At 73.9% G+C, this 16055-nt stretch carries 15 protein-coding genes; all 15 read left to right on the top strand.

Annotated features, from left to right (window positions below):
- Window positions 1–6 precede the first annotated feature (6 nt).
- The 15 genes from VNG13_13500 to cobA are packed head-to-tail and all read left to right on the top strand — an operon-like array spanning window position 7 to window position 16048.
- Window positions 7–1929 carry a magnesium chelatase subunit D family protein gene (locus tag VNG13_13500; protein ID HVA61533.1) on the top strand — a complete coding sequence of 641 codons (1923 nt, stop codon included), beginning with the start codon at window positions 7–9 and terminating at the stop codon, window positions 1927–1929.
- Window positions 1929–2525, top strand: coding sequence for a cob(I)yrinic acid a,c-diamide adenosyltransferase (gene cobO / locus VNG13_13495; protein HVA61532.1), 597 nt, complete (start codon window positions 1929–1931; stop codon window positions 2523–2525). The genes VNG13_13500 and cobO overlap by 1 nt, the downstream gene beginning before the upstream one ends.
- On the top strand, window positions 2519–3835 hold the full coding sequence (locus tag VNG13_13490; GenBank protein ID HVA61531.1) for a cobyrinate a,c-diamide synthase: 1317 nt from the start codon (window positions 2519–2521) through the stop codon (window positions 3833–3835). Before cobO ends, VNG13_13490 begins: the two co-directional genes overlap by 7 nt.
- Entirely contained in the window at window positions 3832–4554 is a 723-nt protein-coding gene (gene cobI, locus VNG13_13485) for a precorrin-2 C(20)-methyltransferase (GenBank protein HVA61530.1), read from the top strand. Before VNG13_13490 ends, cobI begins: the two co-directional genes overlap by 4 nt.
- Window positions 4551–5354, top strand: a complete 804-nt coding sequence (cobM, locus tag VNG13_13480; GenBank protein HVA61529.1) for a precorrin-4 C(11)-methyltransferase — start codon at window positions 4551–4553, stop codon at window positions 5352–5354. The genes cobI and cobM overlap by 4 nt, the downstream gene beginning before the upstream one ends.
- The gene (locus VNG13_13475; protein HVA61528.1) at window positions 5351–6490 is read left to right on the top strand and encodes a cobalt-precorrin-5B (C(1))-methyltransferase; all 1140 of its coding nucleotides are present in this window, start codon (window positions 5351–5353) and stop codon (window positions 6488–6490) included. The genes cobM and VNG13_13475 overlap by 4 nt, the downstream gene beginning before the upstream one ends.
- Window positions 6487–7677, top strand: a complete 1191-nt coding sequence (gene cbiE / locus VNG13_13470) for a precorrin-6y C5,15-methyltransferase (decarboxylating) subunit CbiE (GenBank protein ID HVA61527.1) — start codon at window positions 6487–6489, stop codon at window positions 7675–7677. Before VNG13_13475 ends, cbiE begins: the two co-directional genes overlap by 4 nt.
- Window positions 7674–9338 carry a precorrin-3B C(17)-methyltransferase gene (gene cobJ / locus VNG13_13465; GenBank protein ID HVA61526.1) on the top strand — a complete coding sequence of 555 codons (1665 nt, stop codon included), beginning with the start codon at window positions 7674–7676 and terminating at the stop codon, window positions 9336–9338. The genes cbiE and cobJ overlap by 4 nt, the downstream gene beginning before the upstream one ends.
- 2 nt (window positions 9339–9340) lie before the next feature.
- The gene (locus tag VNG13_13460) at window positions 9341–9517 is read left to right on the top strand and encodes a 4Fe-4S binding protein (protein ID HVA61525.1); all 177 of its coding nucleotides are present in this window, start codon (window positions 9341–9343) and stop codon (window positions 9515–9517) included.
- On the top strand, window positions 9514–10581 hold the full coding sequence (locus VNG13_13455) for a HoxN/HupN/NixA family nickel/cobalt transporter (protein ID HVA61524.1): 1068 nt from the start codon (window positions 9514–9516) through the stop codon (window positions 10579–10581). Before VNG13_13460 ends, VNG13_13455 begins: the two co-directional genes overlap by 4 nt.
- Window positions 10578–11150, top strand: coding sequence for a precorrin-8X methylmutase (locus VNG13_13450; protein ID HVA61523.1), 573 nt, complete (start codon window positions 10578–10580; stop codon window positions 11148–11150). Before VNG13_13455 ends, VNG13_13450 begins: the two co-directional genes overlap by 4 nt.
- Window positions 11147–12025 (top strand): sirohydrochlorin chelatase, encoded by an 879-nt coding sequence (locus VNG13_13445; GenBank protein HVA61522.1) that lies wholly within the window; start codon window positions 11147–11149, stop codon window positions 12023–12025. The genes VNG13_13450 and VNG13_13445 overlap by 4 nt, the downstream gene beginning before the upstream one ends.
- The gene (cobC, locus tag VNG13_13440; protein HVA61521.1) at window positions 12022–13083 is read left to right on the top strand and encodes an Rv2231c family pyridoxal phosphate-dependent protein CobC; all 1062 of its coding nucleotides are present in this window, start codon (window positions 12022–12024) and stop codon (window positions 13081–13083) included. The genes VNG13_13445 and cobC overlap by 4 nt, the downstream gene beginning before the upstream one ends.
- A complete protein-coding gene (cobT, locus tag VNG13_13435; protein HVA61520.1) occupies window positions 13080–14819 on the top strand; it encodes a nicotinate-nucleotide--dimethylbenzimidazole phosphoribosyltransferase in 1740 nt (579 codons plus the stop codon). The genes cobC and cobT overlap by 4 nt, the downstream gene beginning before the upstream one ends.
- Window positions 14816–16048 (top strand): uroporphyrinogen-III C-methyltransferase, encoded by a 1233-nt coding sequence (gene cobA / locus VNG13_13430; protein HVA61519.1) that lies wholly within the window; start codon window positions 14816–14818, stop codon window positions 16046–16048. The genes cobT and cobA overlap by 4 nt, the downstream gene beginning before the upstream one ends.
- The last annotated feature ends 7 nt before the right edge of the window (window positions 16049–16055 follow it).

Genomic DNA, 16055 nt, shown 5'->3' with positions numbered 1-16055 from the left:
GTCGGCATGGACGACCTCAAGCTCGCCCTGGTGCTCAACGCTGTGTCCCCGGACATCGGCGGGGTGCTGTTGCGCGGCGAGAAGGGCACCGCCAAGTCCACCGTGGTCCGCGGACTGACCACCCTGCTGCCTCCGGTCGCCGTCGTGGCCGGCTGCCGGTTCTCCTGCGACCCCGCCGGGGCCGACCCGGACTGCCCCGACGGGCCGCACCCGGACGACGTCGCGGCCTCGACCAGGCCGGCCCGACTCGTCGAGCTGCCCGTCGGCGCGAGCGAGGACCGGGTGGTCGGTTCCCTCGACCTCGAACGCGCGCTCACCCAGGGGGTGGCCGCATTCGAGCCGGGTCTGCTGGCCGCCGCCCACCGCGGCGTGCTCTACGTCGACGAGGTGAACCTGCTGCACGACCATCTCGTCGACCTGCTACTCGACGCCGCGGCGCTCGGCACGTCGTATGTCGAACGCGACGGAATCTCGGTGCGCCACGCCGCCCGGTTCCTGCTGGTGGGCACGATGAACCCGGAAGAGGGGGAACTGCGTCCGCAGCTGCTGGACCGTTTCGGGCTCACCGTCGACGTCACCGCGTCCCGCGACCCGAACGACCGGGCCGAGGTGGTCCGCCGGCGGATGGCGCACGACGCCGATCCGATCGGCTTCGCCGCCGCGTGGCGGGACGCCGACACCGCCCTCGCCGGCCGCATCGAGCAAGCCCGCCGGCAGCTGGCGAGAGTTGTCCTCTCCGACGCCGCGTTGCGTCAGGTCACCGCGGTGTGCGCGGCCTTCGACGTGGACGGACTGCGCGCCGACCTCGTCACGGCACGGGCGGCCGTGGCACTCGCCGCCTGGTCGGGCCGCGACCACGTCAGCGCCGACGATGTGCGCACCGCCGCCCGACTCGCGCTGCCTCACCGTCGCCGCCGCGACCCCTTCGACGCGCCGGGCCTCGACGGCGAACAGCTCGACCGGGCCCTCGCCGCAGCCGACGACCTGCCGCCGGAGGACGAGCCGCCCACACCCGACGGTGGCGGCGGCGGAAGCCCGCCCACGACAGGGCACGAGGCGCCGGCGGGCGACGGCCCGCCACCGGCCGGCGACGGCTCGCCACCGGCCGGCGACGGCCCGGATCGGGCGCCGGTGCCGGCTGCCGCGCCGTTCCGCGCCCGGCTGCTGCAAGTTCCCGGCCTCGGCGAGGGTGGCGCCGGCCGGCGCTCCCGCGCCCGCACCGAAGCCGGCCGCACCGTGGCGGCGCGCCCGCCGGAGGGCCGCCTGGCCCGACTGCACCTGATCGCCACCCTGCGGGCCGCCGCGCCCCATCAACTCCAGCGGGGCCGCCGCGGCACGCCGCTCCTGGTGCGCCCGGTCGACCTGCGCGAACCGGTCTGCGAGGGTCGGGAGAGCAACCTGGTCCTGTTCTGCGTCGACGCCAGCGGCTCGATGGCTGCCCACCAGCGGATGCGCGCGGTCAAGGGGGCGGTCCTCTCGCTGCTGGGCGACGCCTACCAGCGGCGGGACAAGGTCGGGCTCGTCAGCTTCCGAGGCACCGTTGCCACCGTCCTGCTCGCGCCGACGTCCAGCATCGAGGTGGCCGCGGCCCGGCTCGACGCGCTGCCGACCGGCGGCCGCACGCCGCTCTCCGCCGGACTGCTCCGCTCGGCGGACGTGTTGCGGGTGGAGAAGCTGCGTGACCCCCGACGCCGTCCCCTGCTCGTCGTCGTCACCGACGGCCGGCATACCAGCGGAGCCGACCCGGTCTGCGTCGCGCCGCTGCTGCGCGGCGTCGCGACCGTCGTCGTCGACTGCGAGTCCGGGCCGGTCCGGCTCGGACTCGCCCCCCGGCTCGCCGCTGCCCTCGGCGGCGTCGCTCTCCGCCTCGACGGGCTCACCGCCGGGCGGCTCGCCGGTCTCGTCCGCGACGTGAGGAGCGCTGCCTGATGCCCCAGGGCCAACCCGAGACGGTCCCCGAGGACGGACTCACCACCCGGGAGCGGCGCAACCGACCGTTGCTGGTGGTGCACACCGGAACCGGCAAAGGCAAGTCCACCGCGGCCTTCGGACTCGCGTTGCGGGCGTGGAACCAGGGCTGGCCGATCGGGGTGTTCCAGTTCGTCAAATCCGCCAAATGGCGGGTCGGCGAAGAACACGCCCTGCGGGTGTTGGGGGCCAGCGGCGAAGGTGCCCCGGTCAGCTGGCACAAGATGGGTGAAGGCTGGTCGTGGGTGCAGCGCGACATCTCCTCCTCCGAGGACGCGGCCCGTGAAGGCTGGGCGCAGGTCAAGCGAGACCTCGCCGCCGAGACCTACCAACTCTACGTTCTCGACGAGTTCACCTACCCGATGAAGTGGGGTGTGGTCGACGTCGACGAGGTCGTCGACGTCCTCGGCGCTCGTCCCGGCACCCAACATGTCGTCATCACCGGTCGCGATGCCGCCCCGGCACTGATCGCGGCCGCCGACCTGGTCACCGAGATGACCAAAATCAAACACCCGATGGACAATGGCCAGAAAGGTCAGCGGGGCATCGAATGGTGAGCCTGCCCCGCCTGGTCGTCGCCGCGGCCTCCTCCGGAGCCGGCAAGACCACCGTGGCCACGGGCCTGATGGCCGCCCTGACCGCGCGCGGCCTGCGGGTGTCCGGCCACAAGGTCGGTCCGGACTACATCGACCCGAGCCATCATGCGGTCGCAACCGGCCGACCCGGCCGCAATCTCGATCCGTTCCTCGTCGGCGAGGCGCTGATCGGCCCGCTGTTCCTGCATGGCGCCCGCGGCGCCGACATCGCCGTCGTCGAGGGCGTGATGGGCCTGTTCGACGGCCGCGGCGCCACCGACGAAGCGTCCACCGCGCACCTCGCCCGGCTCCTCGACGCCCCCGTCGTCATGGTGGTCGACGCCTCGGCACAGTCTCGGTCCGTGGCGGCACTCGTGCACGGGTTCACCACCTTCGACCTCCGGGTGCGCATCGCCGGAGTCATCCTCAACCGGGTGGCATCGCCGCGCCACGAACAGCTGCTCCGCGAGGCGCTCGCCGGCTCCGGCGTGCCGGTCCTCGGTGCGCTGCACCGGGATCCCGCGCTGAGCACCCCGTCGCGGCACCTGGGCCTGGTCCCGGCCCCGGAGCGGATGCGCGAGACCCAGGCCACCGTGCACCGCCTCGCCGCCGCCGTCGCCGCCGCCGTCGACCTCGAAGCGGTCCTCACCGTCGCCCGCCTCGCGCCGCCACTGGCCGCCACCCCCTGGTCGCCGCACGACGCCGTGGGCAAACCCACAGTGGGGCGGCCGGTCGTCGCCGTCGCCGGTGGCGCTGCCTTCACCTTCTCCTACACCGAAACCAGCGAGCTGCTGACCGCAGCCGGCGCGGACGTCGTTACCGTCGACCCCCTGCGTGACGAGGCACTGCCCGAGCGGACCCGCGCTCTCGTCCTCGGCGGCGGCTTCCCCGAAGTGCATGCCGCCGACCTCACCGCCAATGCCGGGCTGCGCGCCGCGGTCGCCGCACTGGCCGCGTCGGGCGGCCGGGTCCACGCGGAGTGCGCCGGGCTGCTGTACCTCACCCGCGAGCTCGACGGTCACCCCATGTGCGGTGTCCTGTCGGCTCGGGCCCGGATGACCGACCGGCTCACCATCGGCTACCGGGAGGTCACCGGCCCCGACGGCGTCGTCGTGCGCGGCCACGAGTTCCACCGCACCGCCTGCGATCCGCCGGCCGGTCCCCGCCCGGCCTGGCGGCTGGCCGATGGCCGCGCAGAGGGGTTCCGGGACTCCGGCGTCGTCGCCTCCTACCTCCACGTGCATCCGGCCGGCTCCCCGCGGCTGGCCGCGGCGCTGGTGGGCGCCGCATGAACGGCAGCCGCCTGGTCGGCGTCGGCGTCGGGCCCGGCGACCCCGACCTGCTGACCGTCAAAGCGCTGCGCGTACTGCGCGAGGCCGACGTGGTGTTCGTTCCGGTGGCCGACACCGGAGAGCTCGGACGCGCCGAACGTACCGTGCGCGCGCACCTCGACCGGCCCGTCGAAAGGCTCACATTCGCCTTGAACGACGTGGCTCCCCGCGAAGCCGCGTGGGACGCCGCCGGCGCCGCGGTGGCCGGGGCACTGCGCGAGAGCGGCACGGTCGCGTTCGCCACCATCGGCGACCCGGCTGTCTACTCCACCTTTAGCTATCTCGCGCGGACCGTGCGCGAGTTGGTCCCCGACGTCGAGGTCACCACCGTGCCCGGCATCACCGCCATGCAGGACCTCGCGGCCCGCAGCGGCACCGTTCTCGTCGAAGGCAGCGAGAGTCTGCTGCTACTGCCACTGACCGCAGGCATCGAGGAGTTCCGGGACGCACTCGGTCGGCACGACGCCATCGTCGCCTACAAAGGCGGCCGGGTGCTCGCCGACGTGCTCACCGCCATCGAGGCCGCCGGACGCCTCGACGGCGCCGTCTACGGCGCCGCCCTCGGCTTGATCGACGAGGACATCCGGCCGGCCCGGGACCTGCTCGGTGCCGGCCCCGCTCCCTACCTGTCGACGGTCATCGTGCCACCGGCCCGCACTTCCCGCGGTGGGCGGCTGTGACGTCCGGCCGGGTAACTTTCGTCGGCGCCGGCCCGGGCGCGCCCGACCTGCTCACCCTGCGCGGCGCGCGGGTCATCGCGGAGGCGCAGGTGGTGATCTGGGCATCGAGCCTGGTTCACCCCGGCGTGCTCACGCACGCCTGCCCCGCCGCGCAGATCGTCGACTCCGCCGCGCTGCCCCTCGAAGCGGTCCTGGCTGTCTACGACCGGGCCGCCCGCGACGGGCTCACCGTCGCCCGCATCCACTCTGGCGACCCCGCGCTGTGGGGCGCGGTGCAAGAGCAGCTCGACCACTGCACCGCCCTCGGCTTGGCGGTAGACGTCGTCCCAGGCGTCTCCAGCTTCACCGCGGCCGCCGCGGCGGTCCGCCGCGAGCTGACCATCCCCGAGGTCGCCCAGTCGGTCGTGCTCACCCGGCTCGAAGGTGGCAAGACCCCCATGCCGGCCCGGGAGTCGGTCGCTGAGTTCGCCCGGCACGGGACGACGATGGCACTGTTCCTCTCCGCGGCCCGGTCCGGCCAGCTCCAGGACGAGTTGCTGGCCGGTGGCTACCCGCCGGACACCCCGTGCGTGGTCGCCTACCGGGTCAGCTGGCCCGAGGAGCTCGTCACCCGATGCCGGCTCGACGAGCTGCAAGTCACGGTCAAGGCGCACCGGCTGTGGAAGCACACCCTGGTGCTCGTCGGGCCGGCACTGGCGGCTGGAGGCACCCGGTCACACCTCTACCACCCGGGTCACTTCCACGGCTACCGGAAGGCCGACCGCGGCGCCCGCCGCACGCTTCGGGCGGGGGAGCCGTGAGCGAACCCCCGGAGCTGCGCGAACCGGAGCTGCCCCGCACCGCCCGCGTCCGCACCGTTGCACTGCGCACCGGGTGGACCACCGGCACCTGCGCCGCCGCCGCCGCCAAGGCCGCCTGCACCGCCCTTTCCACCGGCACCACCCCGCCGACCGTCGACACCCCGCTGCCGACCGGCGATCGGGTCGTGCTGCCCGTCGACTCCTACGCCGTCCGCGCGGGGGCGGCCAGCGCGGTAGTCGTCAAGGACGCCGGGGACGATCCCGACGTCACCCATGGCGCCCGGCTGACGGCCACGGTGCGCTGGGCCGAGCATCCCGGCCTGGAACTCGACGGCGGGGTCGGTGTCGGCGTCGTCACCAAGCCGGGACTCGGTCTCGACGTCGGCGGCCCGGCGATCAACCCGGTGCCCCGCCAGCAGATCCGCACCGCGGTCGGCGAGGTCGTCGACCTCACCACGGTCGGCGTAGGCGTTGTCATCAGCGTCCCGGATGGGGAGCGGATGGCGCGCAAGACCACCAACGCGCGGTTGGGGATCCTGGGCGGCATCTCGATCCTGGGCACCACCGGGATCGTGCGGCCGTTCTCCACCGAATCCTGGCGCTCGTCGGTCGTCCAAGCCATCGCGGTCATGGCCGCGCAGGGCGAACGCACGCTGGTGCTGTCCACCGGCGGGCGCACCGAGCAGGCCGCGATGCGGCTGCTCCCGGATCTGCCCGAGGTCTGCTTCGTCGAGGTCGGCGACTTCACCGGCTCGGCGCTGCGCGAGGCGCGGGCCCGCGGCCTGTCCGAAGCCGTCTTCGTCGGCATGGTCGGCAAGCTCACCAAGCTCGCCGCCGGCGTGCTGATGACCCACTACACCCGCTCGAAGGTCGACCCGGGCCTGCTGGCGGCCATCACCGCCGACGCCGGCGGTGATGGCGACTGCGTGGCCGAGGTGTCCGCGGCCAACACCGCCCGTCACGCCTACGAGATGTGGGAGGCCGCCGGACTGCTCCGGCCGGCCGGAGACCTGCTGTGCCGGCGGGTCGCAGACAACCTGAACCGGTTCGCGGACGGGAAGCTGTCGGTCGACGTCGCCATGGTCGACCCCGACGGCCGGCGGCTCGTCGCCTCCTCCGGGCGGTGGCAGCCGTGAAACGCCTCACCGTCATCGGGATCGACGGCTCGCCGTTGGCGCCCGAGGCGCTCGACCGGGTGACCCGCGCGGCCGTGGTCGCTGGCGCCGCCCGCCACCTGGCCGCGACACCGGTGCCCGCCGCCGCCAGGCGGATCGTCCTGGGCGACGTCGCCGCCGTGGCGGCCGAGCTGGCCGCCGCTGACGGCGACGCCGTCGTCCTCGCCTCCGGCGACCCCGGTTTCTTCGGCGTCGTGCGGCTGCTGCGCGCCGCGGGCCTCGATGTCGAGGTCTATCCGGCCCGCTCGTCGGTCACTCTCGCCTTCGCCCGGATCGGCCTGCCGTGGGACGACGCCGTGGTCGTCAGCGCCCATGGGCGGGAGCTCCGGCGGGCCGTGAATGTCTGCCGGGCCCATCGCAAGGTCGCGGTCTTCACCGGCCCCGGCGTCGGCCCGGCCGAGCTGGGCGCCGCGTTGACCGGGCGGGTCCGCCGGCTGGTCGTCGCCGAGAACCTCGGGTGTCCCGACGAGCGGCTGGCCGAGTGCACCCCGGAGCAGGCGGCTGCCGGGTCCTGGCGGGACCCGAACCTCGTGCTCTGCCTCGCCCCCGCCGATGCGCCGGGCGGAATGGGCTGGGTGCATCCGCCCCGGCACAGCCCGGCCCGGTGGGCGTTGGACGACGCCGAGTTCGACCACCGGGACTCGATGGTGACCAAGGCCGAGGTGCGGGCCCTCGCCCTCGCGCATCTCGGCCCCGGCGTCGGCGATCTCGTCTGGGACCTCGGCGCCGGCAGCGCCTCGTTGGGTATCGAGTGCGCCCGCTTCGGCGCCGCGGTCATCGCGGTCGACCGTGATCCGCGGGCCTGCGACCTGGCCCGCGCGAACGCAGCCCACCACCGGGTCGAGATCGACGTCGTGCAGGATTCTGCCCCGGGCGTGCTCCAGCGGTTGGCGGACCCGGACGCCGTTTTCGTCGGCGGCGGCGGACCGGACGTCGTGGCCGCGGTCGCGGCCCGTCGACCCGCCCGGATCGTGGTCGCCCTCGCGACGCTCGAACGGGTGTCGCCGGCCACCGACCTGCTGACCGGCGCCGGCTACCGGACCGGCGGCTGCCTGCTGCACGCCGACCGGCTCGCCCCGCTGGGCACGGTGGGGACTCGGCTGTCCGGGACCAACCCGGTGTTCCTCGTCTGGGGGGAGCAGCGGTGATCGGGCTAGTGACCGCGACCGCCTCCGGGCGCCGGCTGGCCGACCGGCTGGCCGCGAGCCTGGCCCCCGTCCGCAGCTATCCGGTCGGCGAGATCGATCGGGCGTGGGCCGAGTGCGAGCGGCTGGTGTGTTTCCTCGCGACCGGCGCAACGGTCCGGCTGCTCGCCCGGCGCCTCACCGACAAGCACACCGACCCGGGTGTGGTCTGCGTCGACGAGGCCGGCCGGTACGCCGTCGCGCTCATCGGCGGGCACGCCGGCGGCGCCAACGCGCTGGCCCGCCGGGTCTCGGCGGTCCTCGGCGCCGAGCCCGTCGTCACCACGGCGAGCGACGTCACCGGGCTGACCGCATTGGACAGTCTCGGCTGGCCGGTCGAGGGCGATGTCGCGGCCGTCACCGCGGCGCTGCTCGACGGCCGGCGGGTGACCCTGGCGGCGGATGCGATCTGGCCGCTGCCCGCGCTGCCGGTCGTCGAGGTCGTCGTCGCCGAGCTGGGCGCCCCCTGCCTGGTGGTGACCGACCGCCTCGTCGCCCCGCCGCGGCCGGCGGTCGTGCTCCGGCCGCCGAGCCTCGTCGTCGGGGTCGGCGCCAGTCGCGGCGCCCCCGCGGCGGAGGTGCTCGAGCTCGTCCGCGGCGCCCTCGCCGAGGCGGGGCTGGCCGAGGCGTCGATCCGCCACCTGGCGACCGTGGCGGCGAAAGCGGACGAGCCGGGGATCGTCGCGGCCGCCGCCGAGTTGGCGCGGCCGCTGGTCGCCCAGCCGGCCGACGCACTGGCCGCGGTGGCTGTGCCGCACCCATCGGACGTCGTGCGCGCGGCGGTCGGCACACCGAGCGTCGCGGAGGCCGCCGCGCTGCTGGGCGGCAACGCCGACCTCGTTGTCGCCAAGCGCAAGAGCGCCACGGCGACCGTGGCGATCGCCCGGCACCGGCCGCGCGGCCGGCTGGCGGTGGTGGGACTCGGCCCCGGCGCCCGCGACCTGCTCACACCGCGGGCCGCCGCCGAGCTGCGCCGGGCCGGGGTCATCGTCGGGCTCGACCGCTACGTCGAGCAGATCCGCGACCTGCTCCCCCCCGGCGCCCAGGTCCTCGTCAGCGGGATCGGCGCCGAGGAGGAACGGGCCCGGGCCGCCGTCGATCACGCGCGCGCGGGCCGGGCGGTCGCCCTGGTCGGCAGCGGCGACGCCGGGGTGTACGCGATGGCCAGCCCGGCGTTGGAGCTCGCCGACGGCTCGTTCGACGTCGTCGGTGTGCCGGGCGTGACCGCCGCGCTCGCCGCCGCGGCGTTGCTCGGCGCACCCCTCGGCCACGACCACGTCGCGATAAGCCTCTCCGACTTGCACACACCGTGGGAGGCGATCGAGCGCCGGGTGTCGGCCGCTGCGGAGGGGGATCTCGTCGTGACGTTCTACAACCCGCGCAGCCGCGGCCGGGACTGGCAGCTGGCCAAGGCGCTCGGGATCCTCGCCGGGCACCGGCCCACAACCACGCCGGTCGGCGTCGTCACCGACGCGAGCCGGCCGGGGGAGCAGGTCGACCTGACGACGCTGGCCGACGTCGATCCGGCCCGGGTCGGGATGACTACGGTCGTGGTGGTCGGCAGCTCGCAGACCCGGACCGTGGCGGGCCGGATGGTCACCCCGCGGGGATACCGGTGGGGTTGAGCATGCTCGCCGTCACCTCGGCGTGTGTCGGTTGCGGCGCCTGCCTGCGCACCTGCCCGGTCCACGCCGTCCGCCCCGGAGTCGATGTGCCGCTCGTGGTGCTGGCCGACCGGTGCACCGGCTGCGGGGAGTGCATCGAGGTCTGCCCCGTCGACGCGATCGAGGAGATCCGCAGGTGAGTGAGCTCGTCGCAGCCGCCGCCTGGACCCGCGCCGAACGGGTCCGGCTCTCCGGCGTGATCGGCTTCATCGCGCTGCTGCACGTGGCCGCGTGGACGTCCTACCTGTACTGGTCGCATAACCTGGCGGCGGCCGGAACGTTCGCGGGTGCCGGCACGCTGGCTTACGTGTTGGGTGTGCGGCACGCATTCGACGCCGACCACATCGCCGCCATCGACGACACCACTCGACTAATGCTTCAGCGGGGACGCCGACCGGTCGGCGTCGGCTTCTTTTTCGCCATGGGTCACTCCACCGTCGTCGTCGCGCTGGCCATGGTTGTGGCGGCCGCCGCCGGGACGTCCACTTCGGCGGGTGTGACCGCCTTCCGGCAGATCGGCGGCGTCGTATCGGTGACCGTCGGCATGGTCTTCCTGCTCCTCGTCGCAGTGCTCAACGCGATGGTGCTGACCGGCATCGTCGGCCTGTGGCGACGGATGGCCCGGGGCGACCTGGACAGCCGTGAGCTCGAGCTTCAGCTGCTCAACCGAGGACTGATGAACCGCATCCTCGGCGGCCGGGCGCGCGCCCTCGTCAGGTCGAGCTGGCACATGTACCCGGTCGGCATCCTGTTCGGTCTTGGCTTGGAAACCGCCAGCGAGGTGACCTTGCTGGCCCTGTCGGCCAGCGCCGCGTCCAGCGGTGGTCTGCCCGTCCTCGCTGTGTTCACTCTTCCGCTGCTGTTCGCCGCGGGGATGAGCGCGTTCGACACCCTCGACTCGCTGCTCATGACCCGCGCCTACGCCTGGGCGTTCCGCCGGCCGGCCCGTCGGCTCTACTACAACATCGTCACGACCGGGCTCACCGTGGCCATCGCCGGGTTCATCGCCACCGTGTACCTGGCCGACCTGCTGGTCCGCCACGCCGGGATCGCCGGCCCGGTCGCCGGCTACGCCCGGCTCTCGGATCACTTCGAGTCCCTCGGCTACGTCATCGTCGGGCTGTTCGTCGCGGCGTGGCTGCTCGCGGGCGGGCTGTGGCGCATTCGCGGCCTCGACCGCCGCTACGGCGGTGAGCCCGGGTGAGGGCGGTGCACCCGATCGAGTCCCGGTCCTATGAGATCCTGCGCAGCCGGGTGGACCTGACGCGGTTGCCTCCGCTGTGTCGAGCGGTGACCGAGAGAGTGCTGCATGCCAGCGCCGACGTCTCCTACGTCGAGGATCTGGTGTGCGACGAGGCGTCCCTGGTGTCGGGGCTCACGGCGCTGCGGGCCGGGGCTCCGGTCGTCGCCGACGTGGAGATGGTCGCGGCCGGGATCACCGACCGGACCGCCGTCTGCCGGATCCGCAGCACCCCCCCGATGTCGGGCCGCACCCGGTCCGCCGCCGCCGTCCACGCCGCGTTCACCGAGGTCGGTCCCGGCGCCGTGTGGGTGATCGGCTGCGCCCCGACCGCACTGAGCGAGCTGCTGATCCTGGACGCCGAACCAGCCCTCGTCGTCGGTCTCCCGGTCGGATTCGTCGGTGCCGTGGAGTCGAAGGCGGCCCTTCGGGCCTCGGGCCTCCCGGCGATCAGCAACCGCTCGGCGAAAGGCGGCTCCGCGGTCGCAGCCGCCGCGATCAACGCGCTGCTCTACCAGGACGGCAACCGATGACCAACCCCGCACTTCTCGTGGTAGGACACGGCACCCGCAGCGACGCGGGCGTCGGCGCCTTCGCCGCCCTCCTCGACCGGCTGCGCCGGCGCGCCCCGTCGCTACCTGTCTCCGGCGGGTTCATCGAACTGTCCCCGCCCCCACTCGCCGACGCCGTCCGTCATCTCGTCACCGCCGGCCACCGTGAGTTCGGTGTGGTCCCCCTCGTGCTCGTTGCCGCCGGTCACGCCAAGGGCGATGTGCCTGCTGCCCTCGCCCGGGAAGCGCAGCGCCACCCGGGCACCGTCTACCACTACGGACGGGCGCTCGGCCCGCATCCGACGCTGCTGAACCTGCTAGACCAGCGGCTCGATTCCGTGCTGGACCGTTCCGAGCGCGCCGACACCACGGTGGTCCTGGTCGGCCGCGGTTCGAGTGACCCCGACGCCAACGCGGAACACGTCAAGACCGCCCGCCTGTTCGCGGAGGGCCGCGGGCTCGCCGGCGTGGAACCCGCCTTCATCAGCCTGGCGCAACCCGGTGTGCCCGAGGCACTCGAACGCTGCCGGCGGCTCGGCGCGCGGCGGGTCGCGGTCCTGCCGTACTTCCTGTTCCCAGGCGTGCTACCCGACCGGGTCGGCAGCCAGAGCGTCGAATGGACCATCGCTCACCCTGACATCGAGGTGCGCCGCGCGGACGTCCTCGGAGACAGCGACGAACTCGCCGACCTCGTCCTGGCGCGCTACCGAGAGGCGCTCGGCGGCGACATCCGGATGAACTGCGACACCTGTCAGTACCGCGTCGCACTACCCGGTTTCGAACACCGGGTGGGCACGCCGCAGGTCCCGCACGACCACCCCGACGACCACGTTCACCTCCCGCAAGTGCACGCATGACCGACACCGGACTGCGACGGGGCGGTGACGTCGACCTGTACCACCACGGCGACCTCGACGCGACCGCCGCGCTGCTCGACGTCGCGGTCAACGTGCGGCTGCCCGGACCGCCGCCTTGGCTGCACGCTCGACTCGCCGCCGCGCTCGCCGATCTGGGCCGCTACCCCGACCCAACCGCCGCGCGGGCTGCCGTCGCCCGCCGACACGGCCGCTCGCCCGACGAGGTGCTGCTGACAGCGGGTGCCGCGGAAGCGTTTGTCCTGCTCGCTCGTACCTTGCGTCCGCGTCGGGCGGTGTGCGTGCATCCGTCCTTCACCGAACCCGAAGCGGCGCTGCGGGCCGCCGGGCACCCGGTCGACCGGGTCGTGCTGCCGCCGCCCTTCCACCTCGATCCGACCACCATCCCGGCCGACGCCGACCTGGTGATCCTCGGCAACCCCACAAACCCCACCTCGATCCTCCACCCACCCGAAGTGGTCGCCGCGCTCACCCGGCCCGGCAGGCTGCTCGTCGTCGACGAAGCCTTCGCGGACTGCGTCCCCGGGGAGGCTGGCAGCCTGGCGCGCAACCGGACGCTGCCCGGCCTGGCCGTCGTGCGCAGCCTCACCAAGGCGTGGGGCCTCGCCGGTCTGCGGATCGGGTACCTGCTCGCGGCCCCCGACATCGTGCGCCGGCTCGCCGCCGCGCAGCCCCTATGGCCCGTGTCGAGCCCGGCCCTGGTGGCCGCCGAGGCATGCAGCAGCGGGCAGGCGGTCGCGGAGATCGACACCTGGGCCCGCGACCTCGCGGTTCGACGGGCCTCCTTCGCCGAACGGCTGCACCAGGTCGGGGCCGAGGTGGTTTCGGGGGCGACCGCGTCGTACCTGCTCGTGCACGTGCCCGACGGCGCCAGTGTCCTCGCACATCTGCGGGCCCGGGGCATCGCGGCCCGCCGCGGCGACACGTTCCCCGGTCTCGGTCCCGACTGGCTACGCGTCGCGGTCCGCGACGACCCGACCAACGACCACGTCGCGGCGGGGTTCGCCGCGGTGTTGCACGAGACGGAGGGATCGGCGTGACCTACTACACACACACCGAACGGGACGCCTTCTACCGCGTCGTCGCCGACCGCCGCGACATCCGCAACGGATTCCGACCCGACCCGATCGACGACGCCACGCTGACCCGAATCCTCACCGCCGCTCACACCGCCGGCTCCGTCGGTTTCTCCCAACCGTGGGACTTCCTGCTCCTCCGCGACCGCGCGGTCCGCGAGCGGGTCCACGCGCTCGCCGCCCGGCAACGCGACGCCTACGCCGACACCCTGCCGGGCGCCCGGGCCCGCGCCTTCCGCGCACTCAAGACCGAGGCCATCCTCGACACGCCGCTGAACATCGCCGTGACCTGCGACCCGACCCGCGGCGGACGCCACACCCTCGGCAGGCACAGTCAACCTCAGATGTCCGCCTACTCCAGCTGCCTCGCGGTTCAGAACCTGTGGCTCGCCGCCCGTGCCGAAGGTATCGGCGTCGGCTGGGTCAGCTTCTTCGACGAGCGGGAACTCGCCCGGGAACTCGCCCTGCCCGACCACCTCCAGGTGGTCTCCTACCTCTGTGTCGGGCACGTAACGAAGTTCCCCGAGGAGCCAGAACTGCACAGCGCTGGCTGGGCGCTGCGCCGGCCGCTGTCCTGGGCGGTCCACGACGGCAGCTGGAACCGCCGCGGGCTGCCGGGCGGGCCGGTGGCAGACCTGCTCGCCGAGACGGTCGCGGCGATCACCGCCCTGGACGCGGCGACGGTGCAGGCCGCCCGCGAACGTCAGGACGCCCTGACCAAGCCCCGCGGCGCCCTCGGCGTCCTCGAAGACGTCTCCGTCCAACTCGCGGGTCTGGCCGGCCAATGCCCGCCGCCGCTCCCGGAGCCGGCCGTGGTCGCCGTCTTCGCAGCCGACCACGGGGTGCATGCGCAGGGCGTCACACCCTGGCCGCAGGAGGTCACCGCGCAGATGGTGGCGAACTTCCTCGCCGGCGGGGCGGCCATCAACTCCTTCGCTACCCAGCAGGGCGCGGAAGTCGTCGTGGTCGACGTCGGCGTCGCCACTCCGCTCGACGCCGTTCCAGGACTGCTCCCCCGCAAGATCCGGCCGGGCACCGCCGACATGACCGCCGGCCCGGCCATGACCCGCGCCGAAGCGCAGCACGCCGTCGAAACCGGCATCGAGGTGGGTCGTGACCTCATCGCCGCTGGCAACCGCTGTCTGCTCACCGGCGACATGGGCATCGCCAACACCACCGCCTCGGCCGCGCTGATCGCCGTGTTCACCGCCGCCGACCCCGCCCAGGTCACCGGCCGGGGCACCGGAATCGACGACGCCACCCACGCCCGCAAAGTGGAGGTCATCCGACGGGCCCTCGCCCGGCACCGGCCGGACCCGGCCGACCCGATCGGTGCGCTCGCCGCGGTCGGCGGTCTCGAACACGCCGCGCTCGCCGGGCTGTTGTTGAGCGCCGCCGCCGCCCGCGTCCCGGTGATCCTCGACGGAGTCATCGCCGGGGCCGCGGCGTTGGTCGCCCACGCCCTCGCTCCGGACGTCGTCGCGGCCTGCATCGCCGGGCACCGCTCCGCCGAACCCGGGCACGCGGTCGCGCTGAGCCACCTCGGGCTGCGGCCGCTCGTCGAGCTCGAACTGCGTCTCGGCGAAGGGACCGGGGCGGTACTCGCCCTACCCATCGTCCAGTGTGCCGCCAGAGCGCTGCGCGACATGGCCACCTTCGACGCCGCCGGCGTGACCGACAAAGACGCCAGCTCCCCGTGAACGACGGATACCCGCTGACGCTCCAGGTGGCCGGGCGTGCCGTGGTCGTCGTCGGCGGCGGCGCCGTGGCCACCCGCCGCGCCCGCGGACTCGTGACCGCCGGGGCCGCTGTCACCGTGATCGCGCCGCACGTCACCGCTGAACTGAGGGATGCGGCCGCCGCGGGCACCGTCACTGTGCACCAGCGGCCGTACCAGGACGGTGATCTCGCGGATTCATGGCTGGTGGAGGCCTGCACCGACGATCCCACCGTCAACGCGGCCGTGGCCGCGGAAGCCGCGCTGCGCCGGATCTGGTGTGTCCAGGCTGACGACGCGACGGCTTCGACGGCCTGGACACCGGCTACCGGCCGGGTGGACGGGCTCACCATCGCCGTCAACGCGGAGCGTGATCCACGTCGAGCCAGCGCCGTGCGGAACACGCTGGTGGCAGCACTCGAGGACGGCTCGCTCGCCACAGGCACCGCAGCCTCGCCGCGAGGCCGCGTCGCGCTCGTCGGCGGGGGACCCGGCGACCCCGGGCTGCTCACCGTCCGCGGGCGTCGCCTCCTTGCCGACGCGGACGTGGTGGTGACCGACCGACTGGGGCCGAGAGCCCTGCTGGACAGCCTCGACGCTGACATCGTCGACGTCGGCAAACTCCCCCGGGGCGTTGGAGCCCGCCAGGAAGACATCAACCAGCTGCTCATCGAACACGCCCGCGCCGGCCGCCTCGTCGTCCGCCTCAAAGGAGGGGACCCATTCGTCTTCGGGCGCGGCGCAGAGGAGCTGCACGCCTGCCTCGACGCCGGTATCCCCTGCGAAGTGGTCCCCGGAGTGAGCAGCGCGCTCAGCGTGCCCGAACTCGTCGGAATCCCCGTCACCCACCGCGGCCGGTGCCAACACTTCACGGTCGTCTCCGGTCACCTACCTCCCGGCGACCCTCGATCGACCGTCGACTGGGAGCTGCTGGGGGCGGACACCGGAACGCTCGTGCTGATGATGGCGGTGCAGAACCTGTCGACGATCACCGACGCGTTGTTGCGCGGCGGGCGGCCGTCCTCCACCGCCGCCGCCGTGATCAGCGACGGCAGCACGCCGGCGCAGCGGCTCCTCATCGACACCCTCCGGGGGATCGCTGGCGCCGCGCAGCGCGCCGACGTCCGCCCGCCCGCCATCGTCGTCATCGGGAGCGTCGTCGAAATGGCCCGCTCTTTCGCGGCAGCGACAGACCCCACTGCCAGCAGCTGACGCCGCC

The sequence above is a fragment of the Mycobacteriales bacterium genome, assembly GCA_035533475.1.
Lineage (GTDB): Bacteria > Actinomycetota > Actinomycetes > DATLTS01 > DATLTS01 > DATLTS01.
Note: the sequence above shows the minus strand (reverse complement) of the source record. Positions and strands in the feature narration are given on the sequence as shown.